At 76.0% G+C, this 16,233-nt stretch carries 12 protein-coding genes; 5 read left to right on the top strand and 7 right to left on the bottom strand.

The window, feature by feature from the left end; translation table 11 throughout:
• Window positions 1-3: 3 nt before the first annotated feature.
• Window positions 4-705 (top strand): FadR/GntR family transcriptional regulator, encoded by a 702-nt coding sequence (locus ACWDD9_RS34445; protein ID WP_449813795.1) that lies wholly within the window; start codon window positions 4-6, stop codon window positions 703-705.
• An 86-nt stretch (window positions 706-791) separates the two neighbouring features.
• Here the strand turns inward: ACWDD9_RS34445 and ACWDD9_RS34440 are convergent, their stop codons facing one another.
• The 3 genes from ACWDD9_RS34440 to ACWDD9_RS34430 form a co-directional block, all read right to left on the bottom strand.
• Window positions 792-2,090, bottom strand: coding sequence for a styrene monooxygenase/indole monooxygenase family protein (locus ACWDD9_RS34440; RefSeq protein WP_387971201.1), 1,299 nt, complete (start codon window positions 2,088-2,090; stop codon window positions 792-794).
• Between the two features lie 154 nt (window positions 2,091-2,244).
• Window positions 2,245-2,997, bottom strand: a complete 753-nt coding sequence (locus tag ACWDD9_RS34435) for a thioesterase II family protein (RefSeq protein ID WP_375874958.1) — start codon at window positions 2,995-2,997, stop codon at window positions 2,245-2,247.
• A gap of 152 nt (window positions 2,998-3,149) precedes the next feature.
• Entirely contained in the window at window positions 3,150-4,358 is a 1,209-nt protein-coding gene (locus tag ACWDD9_RS34430; RefSeq protein ID WP_449813794.1) for a proteinase inhibitor I4 serpin, read from the bottom strand.
• A gap of 283 nt (window positions 4,359-4,641) precedes the next feature.
• Between ACWDD9_RS34430 and ACWDD9_RS34425 the strand changes: the two genes are divergently transcribed.
• Window positions 4,642-4,848, top strand: coding sequence for a hypothetical protein (locus ACWDD9_RS34425; RefSeq protein WP_449813793.1), 207 nt, complete (start codon window positions 4,642-4,644; stop codon window positions 4,846-4,848).
• A 19-nt stretch (window positions 4,849-4,867) separates the two neighbouring features.
• Here ACWDD9_RS34425 and ACWDD9_RS34420 read toward each other — a convergent pair whose 3' ends face one another.
• On the bottom strand, window positions 4,868-5,488 hold the full coding sequence (locus ACWDD9_RS34420; RefSeq protein WP_449813792.1) for an AAA family ATPase: 621 nt from the start codon (window positions 5,486-5,488) through the stop codon (window positions 4,868-4,870).
• Window positions 5,489-5,783: 295 nt separating this feature from the next.
• Here ACWDD9_RS34420 and ACWDD9_RS34415 point away from each other — a divergent pair, with 295 nt between their 5' ends.
• Window positions 5,784-7,334: an AMP-binding protein gene (locus ACWDD9_RS34415; protein WP_449813791.1), complete on the top strand. Its 1,551-nt coding sequence runs from the start codon at window positions 5,784-5,786 to the stop codon at window positions 7,332-7,334.
• Between the two features lie 167 nt (window positions 7,335-7,501).
• Window positions 7,502-7,684 (top strand): hypothetical protein, encoded by a 183-nt coding sequence (locus ACWDD9_RS34410; RefSeq protein ID WP_049658969.1) that lies wholly within the window; start codon window positions 7,502-7,504, stop codon window positions 7,682-7,684.
• Window positions 7,685-7,705: 21 nt separating this feature from the next.
• Here the strand turns inward: ACWDD9_RS34410 and ACWDD9_RS34405 are convergent, their stop codons facing one another.
• From ACWDD9_RS34405 to ACWDD9_RS34395, 3 genes are all read right to left on the bottom strand, one after another.
• The gene (locus tag ACWDD9_RS34405) at window positions 7,706-8,695 is read right to left on the bottom strand and encodes an ABC transporter ATP-binding protein (RefSeq protein ID WP_380743290.1); all 990 of its coding nucleotides are present in this window, start codon (window positions 8,693-8,695) and stop codon (window positions 7,706-7,708) included.
• A 133-nt stretch (window positions 8,696-8,828) separates the two neighbouring features.
• On the bottom strand, window positions 8,829-11,675 hold the full coding sequence (locus tag ACWDD9_RS34400) for a hypothetical protein (RefSeq protein ID WP_449813790.1): 2,847 nt from the start codon (window positions 11,673-11,675) through the stop codon (window positions 8,829-8,831).
• Complete coding sequence (locus tag ACWDD9_RS34395) at window positions 11,672-15,043, bottom strand: ABC transporter permease (RefSeq protein ID WP_449813789.1); 3,372 nt, start codon at window positions 15,041-15,043, stop codon at window positions 11,672-11,674. Before ACWDD9_RS34395 ends, ACWDD9_RS34400 begins: the two co-directional genes overlap by 4 nt.
• Window positions 15,044-15,473: 430 nt before the next feature.
• Between ACWDD9_RS34395 and ACWDD9_RS34390 the strand changes: the two genes are divergently transcribed.
• Entirely contained in the window at window positions 15,474-16,205 is a 732-nt protein-coding gene (locus ACWDD9_RS34390) for an ABC transporter ATP-binding protein (RefSeq protein WP_049656422.1), read from the top strand.
• Window positions 16,206-16,233: the final 28 nt, after the last annotated feature.

Here is a 16,233-nt window from a genome sequence, read left to right as displayed (position 1 = left end):
CTCATGACTGTTCGCCCGGTACGCCATCGCTCACTGGTGGAGGAAGCCACGGCCGAGCTGCGCCGACTGATCGGCACGGGCGAGTGGCCGGTCGGCAGCAAACTGCCCGGTGAGGTGGAGCTGAGCCGACTCCTCGGAGTCGGCCGGACCACCTCGCGCGAGGCCGTCCGGGTGCTGATCGCCGACGGCCAGCTGCGCGCCCGTCAGGGCTCGGGCACGTACGTGGCCGCCGCCGCCCCGGTCTCGGAGTTCGACCGGGAGCTGCGGCGCTCGGAGGTCTTCGACGTGTACGAGGTCCGGGCGGCGCTGGAGGTGGAGGCGGGCCGGCTGGCCGCGCAGCGGCGCACCGAGGCGGACGTCTCCGCGCTCCGGGCGGCGCTGGCCGCCCGCGACGCGGCCGCCGACCCGGCCGAGCTCGTCGAGACCGACCTGGAACTGCACCGCCAGGTCGTCCGGGCGGCGCACAACCCGGTGCTCATCCGCCTCTTCGACTCCTTCGTCGACGCGCTGCGCGAAGCGGCCGGCCACGTGGTGGCCGACAACCGGCTCCACGACGGCATCGAAGCGGAGGGCATCACCCATGCGCACCGCACCCTGATCGAGGCGATCGCCGCGGGTGACCCGGACGCCGCCGTCGCGGCGACCCAGGCCAACCTGGACCACACCCTCGACAGACTGCGCGCCACGGGCACCGGACCACGCTGAGCCGGCCGCACCCGCGCCCGACCGCCTCGGGCCCGGAAGGCCGGTGTCCGGTCGTGCTGTCGTTAGGCCCCCGGGTCCGGCGGTTCCTACCGACAGGAGCCGCCGGACCCGTCCTCGTCGCCGAGCCGAACCTGGCTCCCCGCTGAGGAGTTGCCCACCGAGGCCAGGTAGGCGGCGGTCAGCTCGGGGGTGGCCAGCCAGGCGGCGTAGTCGCGCGCTTCGGCGTAGGTGTTGGCGAGCCGGCGGCCGACCTCCGGGTGTTCGGCGGCGGCCGCGAACACCCCCTGGAGGTGGTCCGGCACGGTCAGCATCGCGGCGGTGAACTCGACGCTGTGGCGGGCCTGTTGCTGCCAGAACCGCTCGGCGGTGCGGCACATCCAGTCGGCCGTGTACGGGGCGTCGCCGTGCTCCACGACGGCCCGGCGGTAGGCCTCGGCGGCCCGGGCGGCGTTGTTGGCGCCCTGCCCGGCGATCGGGTCGGTCACCACCACCGCGTCGCCGAGGCCCAGCACGTGGACGGCGTCCACGCCCGAGCCGAGCTCCGCCACCGCGCGCCGGACCACCGGGGTGACCGCGCCGAACAGCCCGGCCCCGGCGTCGGTCGGCTCGGCCTCCGTCCAGAGCTCCGCCTCCCAGGGCAGGTACTCGGCCAACAGCTCGCGGATCCGGGCCAGTTGGACGTCCGGCGGCGGGGCGTCGCCGAACGCGTCCAGCGGGCCGCCGGGCAGCGCCTCCCAGAGCAGGATGTCGCAGGGGCCGGAGAGGGTGAGCGCCGGCTGCAGGTACAGCTCGCCGAGGCCGGGCAGGGCGTTCATCCGGGCCCTCGGCCCGGCGGCCGGGTCCGGCGAGCCGACGCCGTGCGCGTACAGGCAGGACAGGGCCCGCTGCGGCCCGTCGAACGGTGAGCGGACGGCGTCGCGTTCGAAGATCCCGGACAGGGCGCCGCGGCCGGCCGCGACCACGGTCAGCTCGTGCCGACGGGCCAGCTCGTGCAGCCCGCCGCGGTCCAGCGTGCGGTACTCGACCACGCCGCCGCGCTCGGCCAGCAGTTCCAGCCAGCCGGCCAGCTTGAGCCGCTGGTCCACCGACTGGGCGGGCTCGTCCAGCGTCATGGTGTACTCCAGCGCCCGCACGCCGGGGGGCGCCGCCAGCACCGCCTCCACCGAGGAGACGGCCGGTGCCCGCTCCGCCCAGAGGTCCAGCCCGGCCGCCGCCTCGATCCGCAGGGCGGGGCCGAACATCGCCTGGGTGGACAGCACCCGGCCGCCGCGCAGCTGCTCCGGGGTGCGCTCGGCGACCAGCGTCACCCGGTACCCGTCCGCCACCAGCCCGAGCGCGAGTTGGAGGCCGGCCTGGCCCGCTCCGACGACGGCGATCCGGCGCACGCTGCCTCCTGGTGGTCTGTTGACGGTCCGTCAAGCAGGCACAGTAGTCGAGCGGGCGCGCTCCGGTCACCGGTGGCGGGCGCATCCGTTCGAAGGAGGCGGCGGCGTGCGGACCGCGCCGCCGCCCCGGTCGCCCGGGGTGCCCCGGGCCGGCTCAGCCGCGCAGGTGCGCGGTGAGCACCTCCACCACGTCCTGGGTCCGGTCGGCCAGGTAGAAGTGCCCGCCCTGGAAGACCCGCAGGTCGAAGGGGCCGGTGGTGTGCCGCTCCCACTGACCGACCTGGTCGACGGTGGCGTGCGCGTCGGACTCCCCCGCCAGGGCGGTGATCGGCAGCGACACGGTCGCGTCCGGGGTGCTGCAGTAGGTCTCGACGGCCATGTAGTCGGCCCGCAGGCTCGGCAGGACCAGCTCGCGCAGGCCGGGCACGGCGAAGATCCGGTCGTCCGTGCCGCCGAGCGCGGAGATCTCGGCGAGCAGTTCGTCGTCCGGCAGCTGGTGGACCCTGGTCGTCCGGGGCAGCGAGGGCGCGCGGCCGGCCGAGACGACCAGCCGGTCCGGTCCCCGTACGCCGTCGCGCTCGAAGCAGCGGACCGTCTCGAAGGCGACGGCCGCGCCCATGCTGTGCCCGAAGAAGGTGAGCGGCCGGTCCGCCCACTCCCGCAGCTCCCGGGCGAGCTGCTCGGCGAGGCCGGTCACCGAGCCGATCGTCGGCTCGCCGATGCGGTTCTGCCGGCCCGGGTACTGGACGGCGAGCACATCGGCGTGCGGCGCCAGCGCGTTGGCGTACTCCAGGTAGTAGCTGGCCGAGCCGCCGGCGTGCGGGAAGATCACGATCCGGGCGGGCGCGGAGTCAGACGGGTTGAACCTGCGGAACCACGGATTCTCGACGACGGCGCTGCTGGACATGCGGGGTGCGACCTCTCTCCGTGACGGACTCTGCAGGCCCCAGTCTGGCAGTGCCGGGCCCCGCCGCGGGGGCGAAGTGACGATCATGACCCTCCGGCAGGCCGGTTCTCGCCGGTGCCCCGCCGGCCGCCCGGGCCTGCCTGTCAGGAGGTTCAGGCCCGGACACCGCTCGCGGGGTCCGGATCGGTGACCCAGCCCGCGGCCAGGAGCAGACCGGAGGTGCGGTGGACGGCGAGGAAGCCGAACGGCCGTCCGAAGCCGACCCGGGCGATCCGCCGCAGGTACGACGGGCGCGGGTGGGCGGCGGCGCCCCCGGCGACTCCGAGAGCGGTCACCGAGGCGGCCCGGAAGCCGTCCGGGCCGAAGGTCGCGGTGGCGCGCTGCCGGGCGCCGTCGATGAACAGCGGTTCCGCTCCCCCGAGCCCGGGCAGGCGGTGCTCGGTCTCCGAGCGAGTCCCCAGTGTGGCCAGGCCGAAGAGGTCGGGGCGGGCGAGCAGATCGTGGTCGGCCCCGACGGTGAACCGCGGGACGTCCACGGCCAACAGGTCCTCCGGCTCGTACCGCCGGATCAGGTCGATCGTCAGGCCGGGGCCGGGGGCGCCGACGGGCAGGCGGTCGGCGGTGGTCCGGCGGTGGCGCCCGCTCAACGCCTCGACGCCGGTGGCCAGCACCCGGCCGGGCGACGCGCCGGGCTCGCCGAGCAGCAGATGGACACTGATGTCCCGGTACCCGTGCACCCGCACTTCGGTGACGAGCCCGGTCGGTGACTCCAGCACGGCGGCCCGGTCCAGCAGGCAGGTGTACCGCGACAGGTACCGGACGGGCCTGCCCCAGGCGTCCGCCGGACCCTCCGGCGGACCGTCGATCTCGTCGAACGGCCGGATCCAGTCGGTCCGGACGGTGAGCGCCGCGGCCAGCACCAGGCGGGTCTCCCGGTCCAACCGCACCGGCATGGCGTCGATCAGACCACCGGTGGCCCGGGCGGCCCAGGCGTCCAGCCGCGCCTGGTCCTGTCGGACGTCACCGGTGAGCCGCCCGTGTACGCCCGCCGGCAGCCCGGCCGACCACTCCGGGCGCAGCCGCAGCCGCTCACCCGTCCAGAGCCCGAGGGCCGAGCCGACCGCCGGGATGCCCTCCAGCAGACCGAGGAGTTCCCGGGCCCGCTCGGCGGCAGCCTCCGGCGGCAGACCCAGGGCCTGCGTCGACTCGCCCTGGACGGCGGGGCTTCCGGCCGGCGCCAGCAGGCCGAGCAGCGGCCAGACACCGGCCGGCATCAGGACCGTCCCACCCGCCGGGTCGACCTGCCCGACCCAGCGCGCGCCCAGCGCGTTGACCGCCCTCACGGCTTCGGCCCGACTCATCCGCCCCCCTGCGCTCGATCGTCCGGCACGCCGCCGAGGGTAGGCGCGGGCCCGGGTGGGAGGCGACCGGTTTACCGGCGCTCCCGGCCGCCAACGCCCGCTCGGTGAAGGCGGGTTCCGCCGTCCCCCCTTTCCGCTGTCGACCTGATCCGATCCGTGTCAGCATGGCCGGATGAGCGAGCCCGACGACTGGATCACCATCGCGGCGTACGAGAATCTGCCCGGCCGCCCGACCCCTCCGGCCGCCCTCCGCGCTTGACTGCGCGACCGGGGCATCGACTGGATGCCCATCGCCGCGGAAGCGGTGCGCAGTGACCTGCTCTGCGGGGTCGGACCGGACGGCCGTTGGCACGGCTGGTTCGACGTCCGGGTCCACGCCGACGCCCTGCGGACGCTCGGGCTGCACCCCGAGCAGGCGTCCGCGGTCGTCAACGGATCTTCCCCGCCCGGCTGGTGGCACGCCGAGGCCGAGCGCCGGGCCCGTCGGTGACGGCGGCCGCCGGCCCGGCTCAGCCCGCCGCGCCGAAGCGGACCGTCTCGGCGCGGGAGCGGGAGGCCCCGTCCAGCAGCAGGACGGACGAGGCCTCCGGGGTCGGCATCGGGCCGCCGGCGCGCACGTGCCGGGTGAAGGCGGCCAACAGCCGCTCCAGGCCGCGGCGGTGGCGGGCGAAGACCCGACTGGAGGCGTGCCGGCCGCGGGCCCGCTGACCGTCCAACGCGGTGGCGGCGCCGACGTCCAGCAGCACCAGGTGCAGTTCGCGGCCCCGGCGGGCCGCCTCCCGGGCGAGCCAGCGCCGCATCCAGGCGCGGCTGCCGCAGTCGTGCACCAGCAGCGGGCCGCCACCGCGCACCGAGGAGCGCAGCAGCCGGAAGTGCTCCAGCCGGGCCCACGGCCGGTACACCGCGTACGGCAGGGCGGCGGGCATCACGGCCTCGCAGGCCTCGTGCACCGTCCGCGGGTCCACGGCCCGGACCGCCGCCCCGGACCAGCGCCGCAGCAGCGTGCTCTTCCCGGCCCCCGGCAGCCCGGACACCACCACGACGGCGTCGGCCGGGTAGGCGGTGACGAACCCCGCCCCGGCCTCGCCCCGCAGATCGACCACGCCGCGCGGCGCCACGACCGCATCCACCCCGCCGCCCACCAGTCCGAGCCCCCGTTCACGTCCGACCGGGAACCCTAACAACAACGCCCGGCCGGCCGCTCGGCGGATCCGGCCGGACCGGGCCTCGGCGTCGGGCGTGCGCGCCTCGCGGAGAGGAAGCGGGGGCGCCCTCCGGCCGGGGGCCGAGGGGACCCCGCAGGCCCGCACCGGTCCGTCGGCGCCTACCCGCACCCGTCGGTGCCCCTGGGCCCCCGGCGACCGCAGTGCACCCGTGGGCCCGCCGTCCACTAGGCTGACGAGCCGTCAGACAGGAGGACGGGCCATGGCGGAGGCGGCTCCGACGTACACCGCGCTGGTGCTGGACGGGCTCGCCCGCGATCCCGCCCGGGTGGCGCTCCGGTACGGGGACGAGGAGTGGACCGGGCAGCACTGCCTGGACCTGGTGCACCGCGCCGCCCGCGCGCTGGAGCGGGCCGGGCTCGGGCGCGGGGACGGGGTGACGGTGCTGGCCGGGAACCGGCCGGAGGCGCTGCTGGTGCGGCTGGCCGCGAATCTGCTGGGCTGCCGGGTGGCGATGCCGTTCCCGGACGGGCCGGTCGCCGAGCAGGTGGCGCTGGCGGAGTTCGCCGGGACGTCCGCGCTGGTCTTCGACCCGGTCCGGTGCGCGGCGGCGGCCGACGGGGTCGCGCGGGCGGTGCCCTCGGCCGTCCTGCTCTCGCTGGGCCCGTCGCCGCTCGGGCTCGGCACGGACCTGCTGGACCTCGCCGCGGCCCGCTCCCCCGCCCCGCTGGCGCCCCGTTACCTGCCCGAGGACGTGATGGCGGTGCGGTTCACCGGCGGCACGACCGGGCGCCCGAAGGGCGTGCTGCGCCGCTTCGCCCGTCCGCCGCGCCCGCCGCTGCTGGCCGGCTCGGTCTTCCTGCTGTGCACCCCGCTCTGCCACGGCGGCGGCACCACGGCGGACCTGGCGCTGGCGGCGGGGGGCATGGTGGTGATGCAGGACGGGTTCGACGCCGGGGCCGTGCTGGCGGCGGTCGAGCGGCACCGGGTGTCCCGGATGTACCTGCCGCCGCACCTGCTGTACCGGCTGCTGGACCACCCGCTGCTGCCGACGACCGACACCGGCAGCCTGCGCCGGGTCGGGTACACCGGCTGCGCGCCCTCGCCGCGGCGGCTCGCCGAGGCGACCCGGCGGCTGGGCCGGGTGCTGCACCAGACCTACAGCCTGACGGAGTGCGGGCCGGTCGCCCGGCTGGGCCCGGACGAGCACCTGGCACCGCGGCTGCTGACCACCGCGGGCCGCCCGTACCCGGACACCGGGCTGCGCGTCCTGGACGAGGACGGCGCCGAGCTGCCGCCGGACCGGACCGGGGAGATCTGCGTCCGGACGCCGACCGCGATGGCCGGCTACTGGCGCGACCCGGAGCTGACCGGGCAGGTGCTCCGGGACGGCTGGCTGCACACCGGCGACCTGGGCAGCCTGGACGCGGCCGGCTATCTGACGGTGGCCGGGCGGCGGGACCCGATGGCGGTCGTCGAGGGGCACAATGTGTTCCCCCGCGAGATCGAGGAGCCACTGCGCACCCACCCGGAGGTCCGCGAGGCGGTGATGTTCACGACCACCGACCCGGACCGCCTGGAGCGGGTGCACGCCGCCGTCGCCCTCGTCCCCGGCTCGCGGCTGACGGCCGGGCAGCTGCACCGCTGGGCCCGGGCGCACGGCCTCGGCCGGTGCGCCCCGGACTCGCTCCTGCTGCTGCCCGCGATCCCGCTGAACGGCCTCGGGAAGCCGGACCTCGCCGCCCTGCGGGCCCAGGTGGACGCCGGGAGCGGACGGGCGGCCGCCACCGCGGGGGCGCGCGACGGGGTATGACGCGCCCGACGAGTGCATCGAGCGCCTACGCGGGCGACCTCTCGTGCGCCACCCGGCGGGAAGAACCGTCCGTGGGCACTCGATCGTGCGGCCCGACCTGCCGATACATCCCCGGCAGCGCCGTGCACGTCGCTGTGGGCCGCACCGTCCCCCCAGGAGGCACTCCCTTGACCTGGCTACGCGTCCTGACCGCACTGGGCATCCTCGCCGTGGCGGCCAGTGCCCTGATCGTCTTCGCCCTCTGCACCGCCACCTCGCGCGGCGAGCGCGCCGCGGAGGAGGCGCCGCCCGACCTCCGGGCGGACGCCGAGGGCAGCGGCCTCTTCCAGCGGATGGGCGGCGACAGCTGACGCCGCGCCGCCCACCGCCGGTCAGTGCCCGGCGATGTCGTCCGGCCGGACCTCGATGTGGTCGGCGGCGAGATCGACCGCCACCCGGTGCTCCATGCCGAGCGACTCCAGGAACTTGACCGGCAGCTGCACCCGGCCGCTGCGGTCCAGCATCACGTACTCGCGCTCGTTCACCGACTCCTCGCCGTGCTCGTCCGTCACGGTGCGGCGCAGCACCTCGCTGGCGGTCCGCCCGTCCCGGATCGCGACCGTGCGACGGACCTCGCCCGCGACCATCGGGTCGTGGGTGACGATCACGACGGTGGCGCCCAGTTCGCGGTTGACGGTGCGGAAGGACTCGAAGATGATCCCGGCGGTCTCCGAGTCCAGCTCGCCGGTGGGCTCGTCGGCGAGCAGCACCGGCGGGTTGTTGGCCATCGCCACCGCGATCGCCACCCGCTGCTGCTGGCCGCCGGAGAGCTCGTTGGGCTTGCGGTGGGCGAGCTCGCCGATCTCCAGCGCCTCCATCAGCTCCGCCACCCGGGCCGCCTGCTGCCGGGCCCCGCCGGCGCCCGAACGACGGCCGCGCAGCTGCATCGGCAGGGCGATGTTCTCGGCGGCGGTGAGGAAGGGCAGCAGGTTGCGGGCGGTCTGCTGCCAGATGAAGCCGACCACCTCGCGCCGGTAGCGCAGCCGCTCCTTGACCGACATCTCCAGCAGGTCGCAGCCGGCCACGGTGGCGGTGCCGGCGGTCGGCACGTCCAGCCCGGCGAGGATGGTGAGCAGCGTGGACTTGCCGCTGCCCGAGGCGCCGACCAGGGCGACCAGGTCGCCCTGGCGGATGGTCAGCTCCAGGCCCTGGAGCGCCTGGACCTCGACCCCCTCCGCGCTGAAGATCCGGACCAGCCGGTCGCAGACGATGGCCGCTCCCTCGCCGTACGCCTTGGGCGAGGCGGCGGCGAGGGCCCGCTGCTGGAGCTCCTGGAGGCTGGGGGCCTCGGCGACCGTCCGCTCCTGGGGAGTGCTCTTCACCGGTGGTCTCCTGTCTCGACTGTCTGCTTCATCGCACCGCTCTCCACTGTCCCGGCGGACCGGGCCGCTGTCACGGCCCGTGCACTGCCCCCGCCCGCCGCTCCCGGCGGGTCCGCCGCCGTCCGTACCGGCCTCATTGCCGTTCCCCCGCTCGCAGTTCGGTGGCGATCTGGCGCCGGCCGGCGACCAGGGTCTCCAGCACCACCCCGAGGCCGACCACCAGGGCCAGACCGGCGGTGGGCAGCAGCACCGGCAGCACCGCCGGGGCCAGGGTCTCGCCGACGGTGGCACCGACCAGCGCCGAGAGGTCGAAGGCGCCCCCGAGCAGGGCGACCGCGGCCAGCGCGACCAGCCCGCCGCCGACGGCCGCCGCCAGGGTCTGCGGCAGCGCCTCGGCGATGATCAGCACCAGGCCCTGCCGGGGCCGCAGGCCCATGGTGCGCAGCCGGGCGAGCACCGCCGTACGGTCCGGCGCGGCCCGCAGCAGCGTCAGCAGCACGGCCAGCAGGGCGAAGCCGGCGGCGGCGAAGCCCGAGTACCAGAACAGCCGCCCGGCGGCGTGCTGCACCAGGTCGCCGGCCAGCTCGGCGATCTTCTCGCGGCTGCTGTGCACCACGTAGCCGGGGGGCAGGCCGGCGGTGGTCTTCCCGGCCGCCGTGGCCTCCGCGTCGATCAGCTTGGCGACGCGCCCCAGGAGCTCGCCGCTGCCGATGGCGCGCTCCCGCAGCAGGGCGCGGACCCGGTCCGGGTCGACGTCGCCGACGGCGAACCACTTGTTCACCCGGTTCGACCGCTTGAGCTCCGGCAGGTGCTCCGCGGCGGGGCCGGCCGGCACCACGACGAAGGGCTTGCCGGGGTCCGGGAAGGCGGGCGTGGCGGTGACGATCCCCGCGACGCTGGTGGCCATCTGGCTGCCGGAGGGCGTGCGCACCTGCGGTGCGCCCGAGTCCAGGTGCGCGGCCAGGTCCCGGCTGAACAGCGCGGGGACCGGGCCGTCCTTGCCGCCCGGGGCGGCGGTCAGCTTGGCCGGGTCGTACCCGCCGACCCCGACGGTGCGGGAGATCTCCGCGTAGGCCTCGGGCTCGACCACCACCAGGACGGCCTCGGCGGTCTCCCGGTCGGCGCCGACGAAGGTGGCCCGCTCCTCGATCCACGCGCCGGTCGCCGCCCGGACGCCGGGCAGTTCGCCGGCCGCCTTGGTGAAGGCCTCCGGCAGGTTGGCGTAGAGCGGGACGGAGACGGACACGTCGCCGCCGGTGGAGAGCCGGGCGGCACGCGCCCGGGAGTGGTCCACCGTGTCGAGCACGGTGGCCCCGAAGCCGGTGGCGGTGACGGCGATCAGCAGGGCGAGCAGCGGCAGCGCGGAGGGCCGCCGCCGGCCCGAGTTGTCGCGGGCGGCCCGGACCAGGCCGAGGAAGCCGACCAGGCCGCGGCCGCGGCCGGCGAGTGCGGCCAGCCAGCCGACCACGACCGGCTCGATCCTCGCCAGCAGCAGGCCGCCGGAGACGGCGAGCAGCAGCGGGGCGGCCACCAGCAGCGGGTCGACGCCGCTACCGGGGTGGCCGACGCCGCGACGTCGGACCTCGGCCACGGCCGCGGCGGTGACGGCCAGCACGGCGAGTTCGCCGACCATCCGGCGCCAGCCGCCGGCCGCCCGCGGGCGCGCCCAGAGCAGCGCGGCCCGGACCGGGAAGACCAGGATCGCGAGCAGGGTCACGGCGAGCGCCAGCAGCACCGGGGTGCCCCAGCGCGGGGTGGGCAGCAGCACCAGCGCGAGGGCCGTGCCGAGCACGGCGGCGGGCAGCACGGTCACCGCGCCCTCCCCGAGCAGCCGCAGCAGCACCCCGGTGCGCGAGCCGCCGCGGGCCTGGAGCAGCCGGATCTCGGCCGTGCGCCGGTCCGTGCTGAGCGCCGCGGCCAGGCAGAGCACCACGACCGCGACGCCGGCGACACCGGCCGGCCCGATGGCGCCGAGCGGGGCCGCGGCCTGGTAGCGGGCGGTGGCCCGGGCGAGGACGTCCGGCATCAGCGAGGTGGCGTGCAGGTCGGCCCGGAGGGTGGCGTCGATCAGGGCGGTCATGCCGGGGCCGGCCGTGTACGAGCCGAGGACCTCGCGGGTGTGGTCTAGCTCGTCGGCGCGCAGCGAGCCGGGGTCGACGGGCAGCCGCCAGAAGTTCTGGCCGCTCGAACCCCAGCGGGCCAGCGCGGTCAGGCTGCCGCCGTCGACGAAGCCGCTGGTCCAGTACCACGCGTCCTCGCCCTTGACGCCCAGGCAGGCCCTGGACGGGCAGCCGAGTCCCTCCCAGAACGGGTCCTGGGGGTCGTTGACCCGGTAGAGGCCGGTCACGGTGGTGCGCAGCGCGACCGGTCCGTCGGTGCCGCTCTCGATGACGTCGCCGACCTTGATGTTGATGGCCTCGGCGGCCTGCTGGCTCAGCGCGATCGGCAGCGGGCCGTCGACCGGGGCGGGGCCCGGCCAGGTGCCCGCGGTCAGCGTCGCCCGGTCGGCGAGGCCGTGCAGGTAGAACAGGCCGAGCCCCGGGATGGCCCGGTCGGAGAGCCGGGTGAACCCCGGGTTGAACATCTTCCGCTCGGTCTTGATCCGGGTGCCGTGGACCTGGGCGGACGCGCTCAGCGGCAGCTGCCGTCCGATCTGCGCGTCGAACTTCCGCTGCAGGGCTTCGAGGGCGGCGCCGTCGTCGCCGGGGGCCAGCCCGGAGGTGACCTCCAGGTTGGTGACGTTGGTGCCCAGGCCGCGCGTGAACTCCTGGAGCGCGCTGTCCGCGTTCCGGTCCGCGATGCGCGGGAAGGCCGCCGCCAGGAAGACGGTGACGAGCGCGAGGGCCGCCGTGAGCAGCGCGGCCAGCGGCATCGCGCGCAGCCGGGTGCGGACCCAGGGCGCGGGCCGGTGGGCCCGCGCCGGTTCGGGCGCCGGCGGCGGCGCGGGGGTGGGCACGGTGGTGCCGGCCTTGGTGGTCACATCTCCTCCACGTGGCGCAGCCGCGCGGCCACGTCTCGGCGCCGGCGGCCGATCAGGAAGGCCGACAGCAGCGGGACGACGGCGATCGCGCCCGCGAACAGCAGCGCCTGACCGAACGGCAGCTCGACCAGGGCCTCCGGCACCGGGCGGCGGGCCGCCGGGGTCAGCACCACGAAGGGCACGATCAGCCGGACGAGCAGGGCTCCGAGGGCGAGGCCGACGATCCCGCCCAGGCCGACCAGCACCGCGTTCTCGGCGGCGACGGTCCGGGTGACCTGCTTGCGCGGGGCGCCCAGGGCGAGCAGCAGCGCGGAGTCCCGGGAGCGCTCGTGCGCCGAACCGGCCACCGCGGCGGCGAAGCCGATCGCGGCGAGCACGGCGGTGACGATCGCGATGGCCATCAGCGCGCTCTGCGGGGCGGCGCCGACCGGGTCGCCGAGGAGGCCCTCGGAGACCTCCTCGTAGAGCGCGAGGTCCTGGCTGCCGGGCGCGCCGCGCAGGGCGGCGGCGGCCTCGGCCGGGATGCGGTCGCCCGGCCCCGTGGCGGGCAGCCACCACTCGGTGCGGGACGGCAGGTTGCGGTCCTGGACGGACAGCATCCGGGCGACCGAGCCGAGGTCCAGCAGCAGCGCCCGCTGGCCGGCCACCGGGAGGGCCTCGACCGCGCCGGTCACCTTGACCGGGACGACGACCCCGCTGAACGGCACCTGGAGGGTGTCGCCGACGGAGGCTCCGACGGACTTCAGGTAGTCGTGGGTGGCGACGCCGTTGACGGCGGCCGGCAGGGGCGCCCCGGTCGGGCTCAGCACCGCGCGGATCGGGTCTCCGATGCCGCCCGCGGGGTGGTAGCGGACCGTGAACAGGCTGTCGGCGGCGGCCGCTTCGGAGGCGAGCGCGGCCACCGGCGAGCCGCCCGCGCCGTTGCGGGACTCCGGCGGCTTGATGGTCCAGCCGGCACCGGAGGGCACCGGGACGGCGGTGGACGGTCCGTCGGCGGTGTCCGAGACGGCCAGGTTCCGCAGGGTGACCTCGCCCTCGCTGCGGTCGCCGAAGGCGACGTTCGCGCCGACCACGGTCAGCGGGGCGGCGACCGAGCCCACCGGGGCGTCGACCAGCGCGCCGAGCCGGATCGAGGAGTGGACCTGGCCGTTCATCGGGAGCTCGCCGAACGGGACCTTGTGGACCAGGCCGAAGCGGTCGCGCAGCAGCAACCGGACCTCGGGCTGGATCGGGACGCTGGTGAACCGCGAGTTCTTCGGCTCCTGCTGGCTCACCGCGATGTCCGCGTCGATCCGCAGCGGGCTGCCGGGCAGCGGGATGCCGGCGGGGGCGGGGGAGGCGAGCGAGCCGAAGACCTCCGTGCCGGTGCGGCCGTCGAGCAGGTCGGAGCGGACCGGGACGCGTTCGGCGAAGGCGGCGGCGTCCACGGCCATCAGCTGGCCGGAGCCGCCCTGCAGCGGCTGCTCGTCGCGCACCACCGCGACCAGCCGGTCGCCGCCGGGCAGGCTGCCGTAGCGGCCGCCCTGACCCATCGGCGCGTTGTGCGAGCCGGAGATGCGCAGGCCGCCGGCCGTGGCGAAGGCCGCCTGGTCGCGCTGGGAGGCGGTCCAGGTGGCGTGCTGACCGAGCGCCAGGACGCCGGTGGCCACGGCCATGACGAGGAGCAGGACGGGGCCGGTGGCGCGGCCGGGCCGGCGGGCCAGCTGCCAGCCGACCATGGCGGGGCCGAGGCCGCTGCCCCGGGCCGCCGCGCGGGCGCCGAGCCGGGCGACGACCGGCAGCAGCCGCAGCACCACCAGGGTGCCGGCGCACAGGGCGAGGGTCGGGGTGGCGACCAGCAGCAGGTCCACGTCCAGCCGGCCGGTGGAGTCGGGGGACAGCCCGCCGCCGTACTGGTCGAGCTGCTGGTAGGCGAGCGCGGCCAGGGCGAGCACGGCGATGTCGCCGCCGTTGCGGGCGACGCCGGAGACCACCGCCTGGCGGCGACCGGCCCGGCGGCGCAGGGCGGCACCGACGCCGCGCACCACGCTGGGCACGGTGGCCAGCAGGATGCAGGCGAACGCGCAGACCACGGCCACCGGCCAGAGCGACCACCTGATGCCGGTGTCCAGGGCGACCTGGTGGGCGCTGCCGAGGCCGGCCAGCGCGCGGACCAGGAACGGGGTCAGCAGCGGCGCGAACACCGCCGCGGGCAGGGCCAGCAGCAGCGACTCCAGGGCGGTGAAGGAGCCGAGCCGGACGGCCGAGGCGCCGCGCGCGGCGAGCATCTCGTTCTCGGACTCCTGCCGCGCGGCGATCAGGTGCACGACCAGCAGCAGGGCCGCCGCGGCGAGCACCGCCAGCTGGAGGGCGCCGATCAACAGGGTGGACCGGGCGACCACCATGCTGTCGGACAACTCGCGCATGATGTCGGGCAGTTCGGTCTTCGCGGCGAGCGAACCGGAGGTCCGCAGCTCATCGGAGAGGCGCTGGGCGCGGTCGCCGACGGCCTGCGCGGCGGCCCGGTCGACGCCGGAGAAGTCGGCGTCCAGCGACCAGCCGCGGCTGCTCTGGACCAGGCCGGCCGTGGTGAAGGCGCTCTGGTCGACCATCATCGGGCCGAAGGTGGTGAAGCCGGCGACCTCGATCTCGTGGCCGCCGACCGGGTCGATCCGCCAGTACGGGGCGGCCGGGTCGGTGGCCCGGTAGACGCCGGTGATCCGGACGGCCAGCGGCTTGCTGTCGTTCCGGTCGACGAGCCGGACCTCGGCGGGCAGGGCCTGCTCGGTCAGGCCGAGCCGGCGCAGCAGGCTCTGCGGGACGGCGGCCTCCGGGGCGGCGGACTGGGCCGGCCCGGTGGCGGCGCCCGGCCAGGCGCCGGCCACCAGTTGGACCCGGCCGCGGTCGAGGTCGGCGAGGACCGTCAGGTCGAGCTGGGCGCCGGGGGCCTGGCCGGCGGAGGCGCCGGCTGCGCCGGTGCCGCTCGCCGGGCTGCCGGTCGCCGCGGTGCCGTTGGCCGGGCTGCCGCTCGCCGCGGTGCCGTTGGCTGGGCTGCCGTTCGCCGCGCCCCCGGAGCCGGGCAGGCTGTAGGAGCGGCTGCGCATCACGCTGTCGGTGTGCACGGGCAGGTCGCCGAAGAGCTTCTGCCGGTAGGAGGCGAGCGCCTCCTCGTCCTTCGTCCGCTGGTCCAGCCCGTGCTCGCCGGTCACCGTCACCGTGGTCCGTGCGTGACCGGGCCCTTGGAGCGCCTGTCGCAGGCCGGCCTCGCCGACACTGCTGTTGAAGGCGACCAAGGCGGTCAGCACGGATGTGGTGATCAGCACCGCGAGCAGGACGGCGGCAGCCAGCGGCACTCGTCCGCGCAGTCGGCGCACGACGAAGCCGAGCATCAGGTTCCTCCCCCGGACTTACGTCCCCGGTTGCATCCCCGGGCCCCGCTCGTCGGTCCGATCCGAGTGCCGATCCGCGTGCAGATCGGTCACAGATGGACACACCGCGGGCACACCGGCGCATTGATCACCGGCTATCGGTCGCCGGATAGCGGACGATGCTGTCAGATTCGATCCAGGAACGGAAGGGACTTGCGCGAATCAAGTAAGCAGTGAGCAAATTCCTTTCATTGGTAGCATCCCGGCCGGGGATGCCCTACTTGAAATGCCATGAACACCTCACAAATCCGGCTTCGGCGCACTCCTTTGGCCCGGGACACCGACTTCTCGGATTCCCGCCCGGGAACGTGAACCGCCGGAGCACTCATATCCGTAGAACCGGACGGGACCCGGATGGAACCGGGCCGCCACGCCCACAGGGGGACGCCGCATGACGCAGCCTCAGGCCGCCACCGCCGACACCACCACCCAGCCGATGGTGGCCGTCACCGACCTCCGCCGGAGCTTCGGCACCGGTGAGCGGACCGTGCACGCCCTGCGCGGCGTCTCGTTCACCGTCGGCCGTGGTGAACTCACCGCGCTCAAGGGCCGGTCCGGCTCCGGCAAGACCACCCTGCTGAACCTGGTCGGCGGCCTGGACGCACCGACCGGCGGCAGCATCGCGCTGGACGGCATCGACCTCGCCTCGCTGGACGAGGACGGCCGGCTCGCCCTGCGGCGGGAGCGGATCGGCTTCGTCTTCCAGTCCTTCGGGCTGATCCCGATGCTCACCGCCGCCGAGAACGTCGGCGTGCCCCTGCGGCTGCGCAAGGCCCCGGCCGCCGAGCGCGAGGAGCGCGCCCACACCCTCCTCGCCCTGGTCGGCCTCGCCGACCACGCCAACCAGCGCCCCGGCGAGCTCTCCGGCGGCCAGCAGCAGCGCGTCGCCATCGCCCGTGCGCTGGCCAACCAGCCCAGCCTGATCATCGCCGACGAGCCGACCGGTCAGCTGGACTCCGAGACCGGCCGTTCGATCATGGAGCTGCTGCGCGCGGTGGTGCGCAGCGAGGGCGTCACCGTGCTGGTCGCCACCCACGACCCGACGCTGATGGGGCTCGCCGACCGGGTGATCGAGGTCCGGGACGGACGGATCGTCGAGGAGGAGGCGGAGCAGGCCGCCTAGCGGAACGGGCCCGGGCCCCGGGGCTGAT

The sequence above is a fragment of the Kitasatospora sp. NPDC001119 genome, from assembly GCF_053598475.1.
The sequence above is the reverse complement of the archived record's forward strand: the minus strand, read 5'-3'. Positions and strand labels throughout refer to the sequence as shown.

Bases quoted from the DNA above. Each gene is read 5' to 3' on its own strand.
- ACWDD9_RS34425 (WP_449813793.1), top strand. From the start codon at position 4,642: ATGCCCATCGCCGCGGAAGCGGTGCGCAGTGACCTGCTCTGCGGGGTC.
- ACWDD9_RS34415 (WP_449813791.1), top strand. From the start codon at position 5,784: ATGGCGGAGGCGGCTCCGACGTACACCGCGCTGGTGCTGGACGGGCTC.
- ACWDD9_RS34390 (WP_049656422.1), top strand. From the start codon at position 15,474: ATGACGCAGCCTCAGGCCGCCACCGCCGACACCACCACCCAGCCGATG.
- ACWDD9_RS34430 (WP_449813794.1), bottom strand. From the start codon at position 4,358: ATGAGTCGGGCCGAAGCCGTGAGGGCGGTCAACGCGCTGGGCGCGCGC.
- ACWDD9_RS34395 (WP_449813789.1), bottom strand. From the start codon at position 15,043: ATGCTCGGCTTCGTCGTGCGCCGACTGCGCGGACGAGTGCCGCTGGCT.
- ACWDD9_RS34445 (WP_449813795.1), top strand. From the start codon at position 4: ATGACTGTTCGCCCGGTACGCCATCGCTCACTGGTGGAGGAAGCCACG.
- ACWDD9_RS34435 (WP_375874958.1), bottom strand. From the start codon at position 2,997: ATGTCCAGCAGCGCCGTCGTCGAGAATCCGTGGTTCCGCAGGTTCAAC.